Source organism: Clostridium sp. 001 (genome assembly GCF_019056555.1).
In the GTDB taxonomy this organism is placed as follows: domain Bacteria; phylum Bacillota; class Clostridia; order Clostridiales; family Clostridiaceae; genus Clostridium_B; species Clostridium_B ragsdalei.
Map to the genome: position 1 here is coordinate 4,473,482 of NZ_CP020473.1, position 15,581 is coordinate 4,489,062.

Consider the following 15,581-nt stretch of genomic DNA (forward strand, 5'->3'; position numbering starts at 1 on the left):
AAGAATATATTTATAATAATTTGCAGAAACTACAAGAGCATAGACAAAGCTATTTGAAAGGGGAAATTTAATATGCCTGTTATTAATATGCTCTCTTCTGCAGAACAAGTAAAAGGGCAGGGGGTGTTGTCTGCTTATGTTGAACAAGTTAATTTAGTTAGAGACGGACTTCAAGACAATTATGAAGTAAAAGTAAATGCTTTTAAATTATGTGATATTATGCATTACCATACTATTGATTTTAAGTTCTTTTTAAGTATACCATTTGCAAAATTATTGGGTACAAGTGTTGCTTACGTACATTTTGTCCCAGAAACTATAGATAATAGCTTGAAACTACCTTATATTATAAAAAAGATATTTTACAAGTACATAATTTTGTTCTACAAAAGTGCAGATTATTTGGTAGTTGTGAATCCATATTTTATTGATATTTTGAAAAAATACAATATAGAAGAGGAAAAAATAGTTTACATACCTAATTTTGTATCTGAAGATAACTTTTTTAAATATGAAAAGGAAAAAGTAAAAAAAATAGAGCAGGAGTTAAATATTCCACTTAAAAAATTTGTGGTACTGGGAGTAGGTCAGGTGCAGCACAGAAAGGGTATACTAGACTTTATTGAAGTTGCCAAAAAACTTCCACAAATTCAATTTATATGGGCAGGTGGTTTTTCCTTTGGTGTGATAACAGATGGGTATAAGGAATTAAAAAAGGTTGTAGAAAATCCACCTGAAAATGTAAGGTTTTTAGGCATCATTGATAGAAAAAGTATGAATGATATTTATAATATTGCAGATATAATGTTTTTGCCTTCCTATAATGAGTTATTTCCAATGTCTGTTTTGGAAGCCATGGCACTTGAAATTCCCGTATTATTGAGAGATCTAGATATATACCATAACATTCTATTTGATGACTATTTAAAAGGAAAAAATATAGATGAATTTGTAAAATGTATAGAAAGACTACAGGATAAAGGTGAAAGTTATAGAACTTGGTGTGAAAGGTCATGGAAATGTCACAAGTTTTATTCCAAGGAATACATCTTAAACACGTGGAAGCAATTTTATGATAATATATATTATGAGAAGAATAAAAGAAGAAAGCTTAAGGAAAACTTAAATGAAAAATAAAATGTTTAATATAATTGTTGTACTTATTTCCACCTGTATTTTTTTCTCATTTTTCATTTTTACAAAAGGCATTCATTCTATGATTAAAGAGTTAAAATCACTGGATATTTACTGGATATTTTTAGCTGTAATAGCTGTTATTCTATTTTGGACATTTGAAACAATGATTTTATATACTATAATGAAAAATCTTTATCCTAGGGAACGTTTGTTTTCCAAGTCAATAAAATTTCAAATGGTTGGTCAATTTTTTGGCGCAATTACACCTTTAGGAGCAGGAAGTCACCCTTCTCAATTATATGCAATGACAGAAACAGGAATGCCTGCAGGACTTTCTGGGTCTATATTAATAATAAAGTTTATGATACATGAAATAGTAAGTATGTTTTTCTTAGTAGTAGCACTACTATTTAAGTTTAACTATTTCAATTTAAAGATTAAATATTTCTTTTACTTTTCAATTTTGGGAATTGTAATTAATATAGGGGTGATGCTGCTGGCGATATCCATTATAATAAATAAAAAATTAGCGAAAAGTATAATAAACTTTATTGTAAAATTGCTAGGAAAGATTCATATTATGAAAGATATAAAATCAAAGCAAGAGAAAATTGAAAATGAAATAGAAAGTTTTCATAAGAATGCAATTTTGATAGGAAAACATATAGGCATGTGTGCTCATGCTATAGTGTATTCACTTCTTCAATGGACTACTTATTTCAGTATTCCCTATTTTATATACAGAAGTTTTGGATTTAATTCTATAGATTTATGCACAATTATGTCTGCACAAGTGTTTTTAACAGTATTTATGACTGCAATTCCTCTTCCAGGAGCAGAAGGAGGGGCAGAAGGGGGATTTTATGTAATTTTTAATTTGTTTTTTAAAGCTAAAACCGTCATAGCCCTTTTTGTGTGGAGGATGATTACTTATTACCTGTCTATTATAGTGTCAAGCATGTTTATTTTAGCATTTCCAAATGTACGTTTAAAAAATGATATTATTGAACAGTAATGTTTTGACATTTTGTATTTAAAATTTTACTATAAGTTTCAATTACCCTATGGGTGAAAATGCAGCTGGAATATTTCTTTGAAGTATGAACTGCCTCTTCACTCAATTTGTTTTTTAAATTTTCATCTTTTAAGATTTTATCTATGTAATAGCTAAATTCCCAGGACTCCCTATAAGAAAATCCATTTTTGCCTTGGATAATAATTCCGTCTATACATGGATCGTATTTACAAACTACAGGACACCCACTGCTTAAAGCTTCTATATAGGTTAGTCCTTGAGTTTCACTGGTAGAAGCAGTGACAAATATATCTGCTATTTTATAATATTTATAAATTTCTTTTGGATCTATCATCCCTGTAAAAACAATACTATCTTCAAGACTTTCAGTGTGTACCTGATCCTTCAGGTTTTGTAAATAGGGACCATCTCCTACAATTAAAAGTTTAACATTTTCAACTTTATTAACTACAGTATTAAAGAGTTCTATGATTTCACTTATATTTTTTTCCTTTCCGATTCTTCCAATATAAGCTATAATCTTATCTGTATTTCTAATTCCTAGTGTTGAAAGAATTTCATTTTTTTCATTTGTAAGCAAAGGTCTACAAAATCTATTTAAATCAATTCCCGTTGGTATCACATTAATAGGTTTATTTACTCCATAATGAAGAAGCATCTTCTTTGTTTTTTCTGTTGGAACAACTACGCCGTCAAGGCTATTTAAAAGTAGACGTGCTATTTTCCCAACGGCACTTTTTTTTATAAGTTTTCCGCCCAATAAATAGTCCAAATATTCCTCATACATTGTATGATAGGTGTGGATTTGGGGGGCATTTATTTTACTGGCGATGTACTTGGCTGCAAATAAGGTAGAAAATTCTGTTTGGGAATGGATCATATCGGGTTTCCAATCTATAAGTCTATTTATGATTCTATTACGAAAGGGAACTTTAATTCTGGCATTAGGGTAAATTCCAACGCCAATGGACTTTAAATAACATATATCTCCTATGATTTTCTCATTTCCTGTAGGAGATAGGGTTAGAATTTTAACATCGTAATTATTATTCTTTAATTCTTTATATAAATTGTATATTGAAGTGACAACACCGTTTATCATAGGGAAATATGTGTCGGTAGTAATTAAGATTTTCATTTTCTGTTTCTCCTAATCTAATTAGAATTTTATATAATGTAAACTATAAACTTTCTATTCCTAATTAGTGTTTCCAATAATACATAAAAAAATAATAAAATGTAATATAATTTTAAATTTATAATAAAATTAACTATAATGATATTTTTTAGGAGGCAAGTATGCCAGGCGATATATCAAAACATACAAAATATATTGTTAATTTACCTTATCCTAAGCCAAGAGTGGAAAGAACAAGTATAGGATATGCAAATGTTCTTCTTAAAGATTATGCAGGAGAAGTAAGTGAATTTACTGCAGTTTCCCTTTATGTGTATCAACATATGGTAAGTGAAGGGAGATTTGAAGATTATGCCAAAATTGTTGGGGGCATATCTATGGCTGAAATGAAACATCTAGAGCTTATAGGAAAAACAATTAAACTTCTTGGTATAAAGCCAATTTATATTAATTCTGCATGTCCTCCTGGACAGTTATGGACACCTGCTTACGTTAACTTTATCACGTTCATTAAAGATATGCTTTTAGAGGATATTAAATCAGAAAAAAAGGCTATTAAAAATTATAAGTATCAAACATCAATAATTAAGGATAGATATATAGTAGAACTTATTAAAAGAATAATTATGGATGAAGAGTTACATCTAAAGTTGTTTACAGAATTATATGAAAAGTACAGCTCTTAAAATAAACAGAGTTCTTGGCATCAGATGGAGAAAGTCCATCCTTATAAAGCAAACTCCATCTGAACCTAAGAATCACTTGATGTTTGTGGACAATGGATATTTACGTACTATAAATATTTCTACTCTTCTATTTTGATCTCTACCTTCTTTAGTAAGATTAGTAGACTTTGGCTGATATTCAGAATAAGCTTGTATTGAAACTTTTGTTATATTAATTCCACCACTTTTTACCATAAAATTCATTACGTTTATAGCTCTCATAGCACTTAAATCCCAATTAGACCGAAATTTTGAATTATGTATGGGCACATTATCTGTGTGTCCTGCAATTCTAATATTATTATCTAAATTTTCAATCATTTCTGAAATGGATATGAGAAGTGGATGTATATGAGTCAGAACTTCTGCATCTCCAGAATTAAATAAAACTGCTTCCTGTATTGAAATACCCAGACCGTCTTTGCTAATTTCAACTTTAACTTTACCATCATATCCATCTTGTTTGATTTTTGCATCTAGAGTTTTCTTAATTTCATTCATAGTATATTGTTCGGTTTTGCCAGCACTTTCATCGGGCTTATCAGTGGATTGTCCTGTTTCAATAAATTGATTGGTACTGCTGCCACCAGTATTTTGTATGCTTTTTTCTCCTGAAAAAATGACATTGAATTGCTGACTTATTTTAGCAAGTTTTTCTTGATCAATTTTACTTATGGCAAACATAACTATGAAAAGAGCCAATAGGAGAGTAAGCATATCTGCATATGGAATGAGCCACGTTTCGTCTACATGTTCTTCATGGTGTTGTCTCTTTTTACCCATAATTAATCTCCTTTACTTTCACTGCCTTTTTCCATGTTTTTTCTTAGCTTAGGAGGTAGCATACTCACTAATTTTTGTTCAATACTCTTTGGGTTATTTCCAGATTGTATGGCTAGGACACCGCTCATTATTATGTACATAGTGCGTATTTCTTCTTGTGATTTTCTTTTCAGTCTGGAAGCAAAGGGGTGACAAATCACATATCCCAAAAAAATTCCATATAGAGTTGCAACAAAGGCTGCTGCTATCATGTGTCCTAATTTTTCAGTATCATTAAGATTACCAAGAGCTCCAATTAGTCCAATAACAGCTCCTAGAACTCCAAGTGTTGGAGCTGAACCACCCGCTGTTGTCATTACTGAAGCGCCTGCACGGTGTCTTTCTTCTCTATTTTCAATTTCAAGCTCTAACACTTCAATTATATATTGAGGTTCTACTCCATCTACAACCATTTCAAGACCTTTTTTCATAAATTCATTATTCAAAGATTGTAAAGTATTTTCAAGAGATAACAATCCATTTTTCCTAGTTTGGTGAGACATGTCCACAAGTTGATTTATAATTGCAGCGGGATCATCAGTCTTTTTATTTTTAAAAAGAACTTTTAATATTTTAGGAATATTAATAAACTCTTCCTTGGGAAAAGAGTTCATTACTGCTGCTGTAGTACCAACCAAAATTATAATTGCTGCAGCAGGATTTAATAGTACAGCTACATTTGCACCTTTTACAATCATTCCTACAACAACAGCAAGGATGCCTGTTATAATACCTATAACTAGAAAAATATCCATTCTTGTGCCCCCCATGAAATATTGAATATTTATCAATTGGTGATTTTTCGACGATTTTATAGCGATAGCATATCACACTTTTTATATTATGAACAAGTGCTTTTAGAATATTCCAATAATTATTTGAAAGGAATATATGGTATCAATTTTTTAAAATGTATAAAAATAACATGTCAAAAATATCTTTAAGGTATTTTTGACATGTTATATAATCTCATAACAAATTAGTGTTGTGATTTTTCCTTTTTTTCACCATTGCCATTGTTTGACTTTGCTTCATCTTTTTTATCTTCTTTATTACTGTTAGTTACTTCCGTTTTAGGTTTGTTTTTTAAAGTTGGTGTTGGTGAGGTTTGTTTTTTTGTATTTTCACTATTTACAGAAGTTGATTTAGGTGAAGCTGACTTTGCTGGAGTTGAAGCTGAATCAGTGGAAGTTAAGCTAGCTTCTGTAGTGTTTGTAGTAGTATTTGTCGTAGTAGGGGTAGTTGGTGCTGGTGAAGTTTGTTTTTTACTTTCCGATGTAGTTTCATTATTTTTTGAATCCTTCTTTGTCTGGCCTTTATTTTCTTTTGTTGTTTTACCCACACTTATTTTAGAAGCTTCTTTTTTAGCTTCAACAGCTTTTGCAAGATTTTGCTTTTCTGTATCTAATGCTAGTTTTTTCTGTTGCAGCAAATCTTCTGCAGCTTTAATTGCAGCTTCGTCTCCTGATTGTTTTGCTGTCTCAAGAGCTGCTTTGGCTTCGTTATATTGTTTTTTAGCATCATTATAAATTTGGCGTTCTTTTTTTACAGCTATTAAGGCATTTCTTTTTGCTGTCTGCATTTCTATAACTTTTGCTACTGTAGCTTTTGCTTTATTTGGAAGTTTATCTTGAAGTTTGGTTAATACATCTAAAGAGTTTTTCTGCTTATCAATAATTTTGTTTTCTATGTTTTCAACATCTTTAAGTTTATCTTCATCACCTGAAGTTTGAGCTTTGTCTATTGCATCTTCAATTTTAGTTTGAGCTTCATTCATGTTATTTTCATAGTCAGTAAGGGCTGTATTTGCAAGATCTTGTTTATCTTCACTTGCCATTACCTCACTCTCACCTAATCTTTCCTCAGCTATCTCTGATAATGTATTAGCTTTATCTTCTTCTGAAGAAGATAGTGTAACTTTTAAATTGTCTACAGCTTTATCCGCTGAATATAAGATACTATCTGGTGTTATACCTGCTTGATCTGTTAAAGTTGTTGCATCAGAAGCAAATACGCTGCTGCCTAAGCTCATTGTTACCACTATACTTGTTACTAAAACCATTATTTTTTTCATTTTAATAATCCTCCTTAAATATATAAATGTAAATTATATTTTTTATGAATGTCATTTAACTATTCACTAAAATATACGGCTGATAAATGTATTTTAGGGGGGCTTCAATTAAAAATTAAAAGTTAATAGTTATGGATCATTTATTGCGGTAGTCTACATATGATGCATAAATATATTACAAATCCAAAAATAACTAATTTAAATTCCATAACTTTCAAATCTATATAATTGATGCTATAATAAGCAATATATGCTTGTAAAATTATGCTTATAAAAGAAGGGAAGTGTGAAAACCTGATAATATTTGACGAATAGAAAAAGCATTATAATTTTTAGATTAATACATTATACTATTTGTTGTATTTTTTAAAGTCAGGAAATAAATAATAATGAAACATTGGAAAGTAAATCTTTATACTGTTTGGTTTTCCCAGATATTGTCCATAATGAGTTTTAATTTTGGTATGCCTTTTTTGCCATTTTATATACAGCAGCTTGGCATTACAGCTCCAAATGATATTAAGTTTTATTCTGGTATTTTAAATGCAGCACCAGCTGTCACCATGGCAATTATGTGTCCTATTTGGGGGATTATTTCAGACAAATATGGTAGAAAGCTTATGCTCATAAGGGCTATGCTTTTTGCATCATTTATAATTGGGGCTACAGGTATGGTTACCAATGTAAATCAACTTATAATATTAAGACTTTTACAAGGTGTGTTTACGGGAACTGTTACTGCAGCTCAAATTTTAGTAGCGGCTAATACACCTAAAAATAGAATTTCTTATGCATTAGGTTTTTTATCTTCATCAACATTTATTGGACAATCCATTGGACCAGTAATTGGAGGTATAGTGGCAGAGTTTGTTGGATATCGTGTAAGTTTTATAATAGGTGGTATCCTTATGTTTTTTGATTTCCTATTAGTTTTATTTGTTGTAAAAGAAGAAAAGCATGTAGCAAAGGAAAACATTAATTCCACTGAAAAAAAAGAAAAGACATCTATACTTTCTATTTTTACTGTTACAGCTGTCTCAATGTTATTAGTTATTTTATTTATAAGGATAGGACGTACTGTGTTTAACCCATATATTCCAATATATGTACAAGAAGTTACAGCTACAACAAAAGGAGCATCAGGCATTACAGGTATAATAAATGGGATTTTGGCTTTAATGACAGCTATGTCTGGATTGATTTTAAGTAAACTAGGTGACAAGTATGACAAAATGAAATTATTAATGATATACCTAACATTAGGTATGGTATTTGCAATACCACTTGTTTATATAAATAAATTATGGTTATTTACATTTATTTTAGGTATTGTCTTCTTTATTACAGGTGGAGTGGAACCTATGATAATGTCCATTACTACAGAAGATACTCCTGTGGACAAAAGAGGTTTATTGTTTGGTATCCAGGGAACGGTAGGCAATGCTGGATTTGCAGTAGCACCTTTATTAGGAGGGGTGATTTCAATAAAATATTCAACTAATGCAATCCTCATATTCATACCTATATTTCTACTTATTTCAGCCTTAGTTGTTTTAAGTATAATAGTTCACAATGCAAGACATAATTTCCATTCGAGTTTGAATTTAAAAAATATGTTTAAGTTTTAATATACTATATAAAATTATACTTAACTGTATAGTATATAATAGTTTTGTATTTCCACATAAAAATCTGATATTAGCGAAGAATTAACTAAGCATAAAAGGGGGAATTGTTCTTGGCTGGTAAGATAAAAGAAATTATTGACAATGTGATTAAACAGCGTTCTAAAGGAAATCCTGCTATTGCAGAAATGACTAAAACCAAATTTATTTTAAAAGGAATCAATCCAAATAAATTTGATGGCAATTCCTATGATGATCCAATTATCATAGAAAAACTTATTAAAATTGTTGAACAGATGAATGTAAAAAACTCAGTATATAAGGGGATAAATATAAAATCAGTTTTTTCAACTAAATCCTTAGAAAAAGAAGTGGTAGAAGATATTAAAAATAAACTATCTCCATGTAATGCCAAACTTATAATATTTTTTGCTTCTTCTAAATTTGACCAATATAAGTTAAGTAATTTAATGAAGGAAGGATTTAAAGATTGTCTAGTAGCAGGATGTTCTACTTCAGGTGAAATAGTTAGTGGAAAGTTATTAAAGAATTCTGTAGTGGCAATGGCTTTTAATTCAAATATTGTTTCCGATGCTAAAGTTGAAGTAATTGAAAATATGAAACAAGGCTTAGATATGGAGAGGGCTTTTACATCTTTAGAAGAGTATTTTAATGAAAGTGCATATACAATGAATACGAAAAAATTTGTTGGTATAGTTTTAATAGATGGTGTAAGTAAGAAAGAAGAAAATATTATGGATTTGATAGGCAATAGAACCAATGTTTTTTTTATTGGTGGATCTGCTGGAGATGATTATAATTTTAAAAAAACCTATGTACTAGCAAATGGAAAGGCATATACAGATTCAGCAGTGATTATAATGCTTAAAATAAGTGATAATGCTGAGTTTGGCATTATTAAAACGGAAAGTTTTAAGTGTTTAGATACTGTATTAACTGCAAATAAAGTGGATGAAAGCAACAGGGAAGTCATTGAATTTAACAATAAGCCGGCTATTGTGGCTTATTCAAATGCTGTAGGGGCACATTCAATTGAAGATGCACAAAATTATTTTACGATAAATCCTGTTGGATTAGTAATAGGTAAAAATGATGTGTTTGTTAGAAGTCCTCAGCAAGTAAAAGGTACAAGTATGCTGTTTTATTGTAATATACTGGAAGGCACAGAAGTTAGACTACTTCAGTCTACAAATATTATTGAAGATACGAAGAGGGCTATTGAAAATAAGATTAATGAATTTGGGAAAATTGATGGAATTATAAATTTTAACTGTGTTCAGAGAACCCGTGAACTTGAAGAAAAAGGTTTTGAAAAACAGTACGGAGATATATTTAAAGATATTCCTACAATTGGATTTTCTTGTTATGGTGAAGAATTTATAGGGCACATGAATCAAACAGCTACTATGCTAGTTTTTAAGTCAAAAACAAATATATAAAAGAATTATTATTTATATAATTAGGAGAATATACAGATTAAATTTTATGAAATGGGGCAGCAAATCATGGATATGGATAATATGCAAATTCTTTTAAATAATTCTAATGTACTTATTATTGATGATTCCTATTACAATGTTAAAATACTTACAGCAATGTTTGAACAGAAAGAATACTGTGTTAGGAATGCTTATAGTTATGAATTAGGGCTTAAATCTGTAAGAGAAAATATACCGGACATAATTTTACTTAAAGTTAATATAGGAAATATATATGGATATGAAATATGTGAAAGGTTAAAGGCTAGTTATAAACTTCAGAAAATTCCTGTTATTTTTATCATTGATGAAAGTAAACCTATTGATAAAGATAGGGTATTTACTGCAGGATCTGCTGATTATATAACTGTACCATTTAATTATAAAGAGGTTACTACACGAGTTGATAATCAGCTAAAGATTAGGGCGATACAGCTTGAAATGAAAGAAAACAATGATGATTTGAAAAAACAAGTGTATGAAGGAAAGCGTCAGTTAGAGGATATAACTGAAGAACTTAAAGAATTTAATATTACGCTGGAAGAAGAAATTACTGAACGCACAAAAACTGAAGAAGCTTTAAGAGAAAGTGAGAGAAAATTTCGTTATTCCATAGAAGAAGCTCCAGTTCCTGTAATGCTGTATATGCAAGATGGTGAAGTATTAAAGATCAATAGAACATGGAGTGACATTACAGGATATACCATTGCAGATATTCCTACAATATCTAAATTGGCAGAAATATCGGATGTATTTAAAGAAGATATGCACAAGTTATCAAACTTTAGTGAAAAACAAAGCAGTGGCGAGTATTCTGTAAAGACAAAACATGGTAATATACGAATATGGGATTTTTACTTAGCCTGTATTGGAAAATTGACTGATAAACGAAATATGTTAATAGCAGTGGCTGTAGATATAACCGAAAAAAGATGTATGGAACAATTGCAAAAAAACATAGAAAAAGAGAGAATTAGGCTAAGTGAGATCAAAAAGTATGATAGAATGAAAACAGACTTTTTTGCCAACATTTCTCATGAACTCAGGACCCCTATTAATCTTATTTTTTCAGCTATACAGGTGTACAAACTTAAGTTAAAGGAATGTATCTGCGAGAATCCATGTTCAGATAGATACAAATATATAAAAATAATGGAACAAAATTGCTATCGCCTTTTAAGGTTGGTAAACAATTTAATTGATATAACAAAGATAGACTCGGGATACTTTAGTATAGATGAAGTTAATTATAATATAGTAAGCCTTGTAGAAGATACGACTCTTTCTATAGCTGACTATATAAAAAGCAAAGGATTAGCTGTAGTATTTGATACTGATGTAGAAGAAAAAGTTATAGCCTGTGATCCGGAAGAAATAGAGAGAATTATGTTGAATTTGTTATCAAATGCTATAAAGTTTACTCCCCGCGGCGGGAAGATTATGGTTAGTATAGAAGATGGCAAGAAAAGTATTTCTATAAAGGTAAAAGATACAGGCAAGGGTATTCCTAAAGAAAAGTTAAATTCTATATTTGAACGTTTTGTACAAGTTTATAAATCTCTTGCAAGAGAGAATGAAGGAAGTGGAATAGGGCTTTCACTAGTAAAAGCTTTAGTAGAATTGCACGGTGGAACTATATCAGTAAAAAGTAGGGAAGGTTATGGCAGCGAATTTATCATTCATATTCCATGTAAATTAGTAGATGGCAAAACTTCTAGTAAGAACGAATATGGTATAGAAAAAAATTACATTGAGAAAATCAATTTAGAGTTTTCTGATATATATAATTAATTTAAAGGATTGTTTTTCGCAAAACTTATAAAAAACATATTGACAAAGATGAAATAATTGCTAAAATAAAATTAGCACTCAGTTATTATGAGTGCTAATAAAAATAATTTAAAGAGGCGTTTTTATGTTCCGATTAATACTTATTTATTCGAAACAGAAGGAAGTAGTAAGGACGGCTTGATTACTGTTAAATAGCCGCGCTAACTTACGTTTATAAGCGAGGCTTTCTTAAATTGATTTTATTAAATATAACAAAACGTTTTTATTTAGATGAAAGGAAATGATAAAATGGCTACAAAACAATTTAAGGCTGAATCTAAAAGATTACTTAATTTAATGATTAATTCTATTTACACAAATAAGGAAATATTTTTGAGGGAACTTATATCAAATGCCAGTGATGCAATTGATAAAAGTTATTATCGTTCATTAGTTGACGAAAATGTTAGTTTTAATAAAGAAGACTTTTATATTAGAATTGCAGCAGATAAAGAAAACAAAACCCTTACTATTACTGATACTGGTATAGGTATGACAAAAGATGAACTTGAAAATAATCTAGGTACTATTGCAAAAAGTGGTTCCTTTACATTTAAAAATGAAAATGAAGCAAAAGAAGGAGTAGATATCATAGGTCAGTTTGGAGTTGGATTTTACTCTGCTTTTATGGTGTCAGATTTAGTTACTGTAAAAAGCCGTGCCTTGAATTCAGATGAAGCATACAAATGGGAATCAAAGGGTGTAGAAGGGTATACAATTGAACCTTGTGAAAAAAATGAAGTAGGAACTGAAATTACATTAAAAATTAAAGAAAGTACTGATGATGAAAAGTATGATGAATTTTTAGATGAATATAAAATAAGATCATTAATTAAAAAATACTCTGACTTTATAAAATATCCAATTAAAATGATGGTAAAGAAAAGCAAACTAAAAGAAGGCAGTAAGGATGAACATGAAGAGTATTTTGAAGATGAAACTTTAAATAGTATGGTTCCAATTTGGAGAAAAAATAAAAATGAACTGAAGCCTGAAGATTATAATCAGTTCTATATGGATAAACATTTTGGATATGAAAAACCGCTTAAGGTAATCCATTCGAGTGTTGAAGGTGTTGTAAGTTATAATACTTTACTTTTTATTCCAGCTAGAGCACCTTTTGATTTCTATACTAAGGAATTTGAAAAGGGATTGGAACTTTATTCAAATGGCGTTCTCATAATGGAGAAGTGTGGGGATCTTTTACCAGATTACTTTAGCTTTGTACAGGGATTAGTTGATTCAGCAGATCTTTCACTTAATATTTCAAGAGAACTTTTGCAGCATGATAGACAGCTTAAATTTATTGCAAAAAAGATAAAGGAAAAAATTAAAAGTGAACTTTTATTAATGCAGAAAAATGATAGAGAAAAGTATGATGAGTTTTATAAAAACTTTGGAAAACAGCTTAAATATGGTGTTTATGCTGATTTTGGAAGTAATAAAGAGGTACTTCAAGATTTACTCATGTTCTATTCTTCTACAGAGAAAAAGCTTGTAAGCCTTGACGAATATGTTTCCCGTATGAAGGAAGACCAGAAGTTTATATACTATGCAACTGGTGAAAACATAGATAAAATTGAAAAATTACCACAAACTGAAGTTGTTAAGGATAAAGGATATGAAATATTGTACTTTACAGATGAGGTTGACGAGTTTGCAATTAAGATGCTTATGAAATACAAGGAAAAGGAATTTAAATCTGTTTCAAGCAAAGATTTAGGATTTGAATCTGATGACAAGGAAAGTGAAAAGGAAACAAAGGAAAATAAAGAACTGTTTGATTTCATGAAGGAAACATTAAATGGAAAAGTTAAAGAAGTTAGGGCATCAAACAGATTAAAGACCCATCCTGTTTGCCTTGCAAATGGTGGTGAATTGTCAATTGATATGGAAAAGGTGCTTAATACAATGCCAAACAATCAAAATGTAAAAGCAGATAAAATTTTAGAGATAAATACAAATCACCAAATGTTTAAATCAATAAAAGATGCATTTGAAAATGACAAAGATAAACTTAAAATGCTTTCAAATGTATTGTATAACCAGGCACTTATGATTGAAGGACTGCCTGTAGATGATCCTGTGGAATTTGCAAATGATGTTTGCAGTTTGATTAAGTAAAGAGGAATATGCTAACAAATCAAATTGGCAATTTTTAATTAATCAACTTTCGCAGTTTAAAAATAATGCGAAGCAAAGCTTCGCAAGTTAAGAATTAATAATGAAAAATTAATAGTGAAGGATGATTTTTAGCTATCGCAAAAAATCTTTAAATTTATATAAATCAGCAATGTTTCGCTTTAGCGGAACGAGTGATGAAAAGCTTAATCAAAGATTTTTTGTATTGTAACGGAAAAAAATCCACATTAACTATTAATTCTTCATTATTAACTATTAATTAAAAATTTTATATATGCGAAAGTTGAGTTATTTGTATTTTAACCGCAGGAACTAGGGACTTTCTCCTTGTTAAGTCTTTTGTTGCTATATAAAGATAAAAGTATAACTATAATTAAAAGTGAAATGCTCCATAAAGCTGCTTTAAACAACAATAGTGTAAATGATACAATGAGTATTGAAACTGCAATTTTGAGTTTAATGTTGTGGAGTAGTTTAAATCCCGCAGCTAAACAAACTATTGCATTGGATAGAAAAAATACGTTAGCACAGGTTACAATCTTGTCCAGACTTAAAAAATTTGCAGCTGCTAGAGATAAAACTACAAGATGTATACATACCAGTGTTATTATGGCATTGATGGGACTTCCATTTTTGTTTATATATGAGAGATAAAAGGGCAGTTTATTGTTTGCAGCACGCTTTGCACTCATTCTTGAAACTCCTCCAACTATCATAAGATAAGTACACATACACAGCCCCGATGCAGCAACAGCAATTATAGGCAGAGAAAATGAACCAAATAATGGGGTCATGATTGCTTGAAGATACATTTTGTACGGAAAGTGCAACAGTAATATATAACCTTATAATAACTATAAGGCTTATTGTCATTGCTTTTATAAGTGTCATTTTTGGATTTTTTATGTCTTCTATATAGTTTCCTATGATTTCCCATCCTATGATTGCCCAAAATAAAAGTAAAAGGGTATATCCAAACTTAGAAAAAGAAAATGATGTTTCAGGTGCATGTACATTTGAAGCAAAAATCAAGGTATATATGCTTCCGCAAAATAATAGTGCAGCTGTGAGTCCTGTTAAAATTAAAGTAAATTTTGCCAGAGTTTTTACACCACATATAAGAATTAGGGCACATATAATTTCCATTCCAAATGCAATCATTTCAACTTTAATATTTGAAAATATGCTAAAACTTTTTAAAAAGTTTGCAGCTGTAATTAAAACTGCTGTGGGGCCAAAACAAACTGCAGCTGTAAGAAAGTTTGAAGTCAGTTCTCGAAAAAAATTCCCAAATACATTTCCAATAGCGATTGCAACGCCTTCATTTCCAGGACTTTTCAAGCTTAGAAATACAAAAACATAGGCAAATATAATGCCAAGCAGCATTATTATAATCCAGGCTGGTATTGCCCATTTTCCAATCAGTTTGTAGGCAAGAGGTGGTAACAGAACTATTCCTGATCCTAGCACCGGGCCTACTATAAGACCACAAAGTGTTATTGTTCCAATATTTTTACTCTTATTCATATTTTATATTTAGTGATGGAATGTAT

The 15,581-nt window shown here is 30.0% G+C and carries 13 protein-coding genes; 8 read left to right on the forward strand and 5 right to left on the reverse strand.

What is annotated here, in order from left to right:
• Window positions 1-72 precede the first annotated feature (72 nt).
• Together B5S50_RS20785 and B5S50_RS20790 are read left to right on the forward strand one after the other, a co-directional pair.
• Window positions 73-1,137, forward strand: a complete 1,065-nt coding sequence (locus tag B5S50_RS20785; protein ID WP_065079963.1) for a glycosyltransferase family 4 protein — start codon at window positions 73-75, stop codon at window positions 1,135-1,137.
• The gene (locus B5S50_RS20790; RefSeq protein ID WP_065079962.1) at window positions 1,127-2,152 is read left to right on the forward strand and encodes a lysylphosphatidylglycerol synthase transmembrane domain-containing protein; all 1,026 of its coding nucleotides are present in this window, start codon (window positions 1,127-1,129) and stop codon (window positions 2,150-2,152) included. Before B5S50_RS20785 ends, B5S50_RS20790 begins: the two co-directional genes overlap by 11 nt.
• On the opposite strand, the gene B5S50_RS20795 is transcribed toward B5S50_RS20790, so the two are convergent.
• A complete protein-coding gene (locus tag B5S50_RS20795; RefSeq protein WP_065079961.1) occupies window positions 2,139-3,311 on the reverse strand; it encodes a glycosyltransferase family 4 protein in 1,173 nt (390 codons plus the stop codon). The two genes, B5S50_RS20790 and B5S50_RS20795, sit on opposite strands and share 14 nt — an antisense overlap.
• 161 nt (window positions 3,312-3,472) lie before the next feature.
• Here B5S50_RS20795 and B5S50_RS20800 point away from each other — a divergent pair, with 161 nt between their 5' ends.
• Window positions 3,473-3,997, forward strand: a complete 525-nt coding sequence (locus B5S50_RS20800; protein ID WP_065079960.1) for a ferritin-like domain-containing protein — start codon at window positions 3,473-3,475, stop codon at window positions 3,995-3,997.
• Window positions 3,998-4,069: 72 nt separating this feature from the next.
• Here B5S50_RS20800 and B5S50_RS20805 read toward each other — a convergent pair whose 3' ends face one another.
• The 3 genes from B5S50_RS20805 to B5S50_RS20815 form a co-directional block, all read right to left on the reverse strand.
• Window positions 4,070-4,819, reverse strand: coding sequence for a flagellar motor protein MotB (locus B5S50_RS20805; RefSeq protein ID WP_065079959.1), 750 nt, complete (start codon window positions 4,817-4,819; stop codon window positions 4,070-4,072).
• A gap of 2 nt (window positions 4,820-4,821) precedes the next feature.
• Complete coding sequence (motA, locus tag B5S50_RS20810; RefSeq protein ID WP_065079958.1) at window positions 4,822-5,613, reverse strand: flagellar motor stator protein MotA; 792 nt, start codon at window positions 5,611-5,613, stop codon at window positions 4,822-4,824.
• A gap of 224 nt (window positions 5,614-5,837) precedes the next feature.
• Window positions 5,838-6,932: a DUF5667 domain-containing protein gene (locus B5S50_RS20815; RefSeq protein WP_217302740.1), complete on the reverse strand. Its 1,095-nt coding sequence runs from the start codon at window positions 6,930-6,932 to the stop codon at window positions 5,838-5,840.
• Between the two features lie 389 nt (window positions 6,933-7,321).
• Here B5S50_RS20815 and B5S50_RS20820 point away from each other — a divergent pair, with 389 nt between their 5' ends.
• The 5 genes from B5S50_RS20820 to B5S50_RS21735 all read left to right on the forward strand — a co-directional run bounded on the left by B5S50_RS20820 (window position 7,322) and on the right by B5S50_RS21735 (window position 14,682).
• Window positions 7,322-8,560, forward strand: a complete 1,239-nt coding sequence (locus tag B5S50_RS20820; RefSeq protein ID WP_065079956.1) for an MFS transporter — start codon at window positions 7,322-7,324, stop codon at window positions 8,558-8,560.
• A gap of 110 nt (window positions 8,561-8,670) precedes the next feature.
• Window positions 8,671-10,017 (forward strand): FIST signal transduction protein, encoded by a 1,347-nt coding sequence (locus B5S50_RS20825; protein WP_065079955.1) that lies wholly within the window; start codon window positions 8,671-8,673, stop codon window positions 10,015-10,017.
• Between the two features lie 72 nt (window positions 10,018-10,089).
• On the forward strand, window positions 10,090-11,847 hold the full coding sequence (locus B5S50_RS20830; RefSeq protein ID WP_217303834.1) for an ATP-binding protein: 1,758 nt from the start codon (window positions 10,090-10,092) through the stop codon (window positions 11,845-11,847).
• A gap of 288 nt (window positions 11,848-12,135) precedes the next feature.
• Window positions 12,136-14,010, forward strand: a complete 1,875-nt coding sequence (gene htpG, locus B5S50_RS20835) for a molecular chaperone HtpG (protein ID WP_065079954.1) — start codon at window positions 12,136-12,138, stop codon at window positions 14,008-14,010.
• Window positions 14,011-14,355: 345 nt separating this feature from the next.
• Window positions 14,356-14,682, forward strand: a complete 327-nt coding sequence (locus tag B5S50_RS21735) for a hypothetical protein (RefSeq protein ID WP_254306642.1) — start codon at window positions 14,356-14,358, stop codon at window positions 14,680-14,682.
• Window positions 14,683-14,691: 9 nt separating this feature from the next.
• On the opposite strand, the gene B5S50_RS20840 is transcribed toward B5S50_RS21735, so the two are convergent.
• The gene (locus tag B5S50_RS20840; protein WP_254306643.1) at window positions 14,692-15,555 is read right to left on the reverse strand and encodes an APC family permease; all 864 of its coding nucleotides are present in this window, start codon (window positions 15,553-15,555) and stop codon (window positions 14,692-14,694) included.
• Window positions 15,556-15,581: the final 26 nt, after the last annotated feature.

Bases quoted from the DNA above. Each gene is read 5' to 3' on its own strand.
- B5S50_RS20785 (WP_065079963.1), top strand. From the start codon at position 73: ATGCCTGTTATTAATATGCTCTCTTCTGCAGAACAAGTAAAAGGGCAG.
- B5S50_RS20790 (WP_065079962.1), top strand. From the start codon at position 1,127: ATGAAAAATAAAATGTTTAATATAATTGTTGTACTTATTTCCACCTGT.
- B5S50_RS20795 (WP_065079961.1), bottom strand. From the start codon at position 3,311: ATGAAAATCTTAATTACTACCGACACATATTTCCCTATGATAAACGGT.
- B5S50_RS20800 (WP_065079960.1), top strand. From the start codon at position 3,473: ATGCCAGGCGATATATCAAAACATACAAAATATATTGTTAATTTACCT.
- B5S50_RS20805 (WP_065079959.1), bottom strand. From the start codon at position 4,819: ATGGGTAAAAAGAGACAACACCATGAAGAACATGTAGACGAAACGTGG.
- motA (WP_065079958.1), bottom strand. From the start codon at position 5,613: ATGGATATTTTTCTAGTTATAGGTATTATAACAGGCATCCTTGCTGTT.
- B5S50_RS20815 (WP_217302740.1), bottom strand. From the start codon at position 6,932: ATGAAAAAAATAATGGTTTTAGTAACAAGTATAGTGGTAACAATGAGC.
- B5S50_RS20820 (WP_065079956.1), top strand. From the start codon at position 7,322: ATGAAACATTGGAAAGTAAATCTTTATACTGTTTGGTTTTCCCAGATA.
- B5S50_RS20830 (WP_217303834.1), top strand. From the start codon at position 10,090: ATGGATAATATGCAAATTCTTTTAAATAATTCTAATGTACTTATTATT.
- htpG (WP_065079954.1), top strand. From the start codon at position 12,136: ATGGCTACAAAACAATTTAAGGCTGAATCTAAAAGATTACTTAATTTA.
- B5S50_RS20840 (WP_254306643.1), bottom strand. From the start codon at position 15,555: ATGAATAAGAGTAAAAATATTGGAACAATAACACTTTGTGGTCTTATA.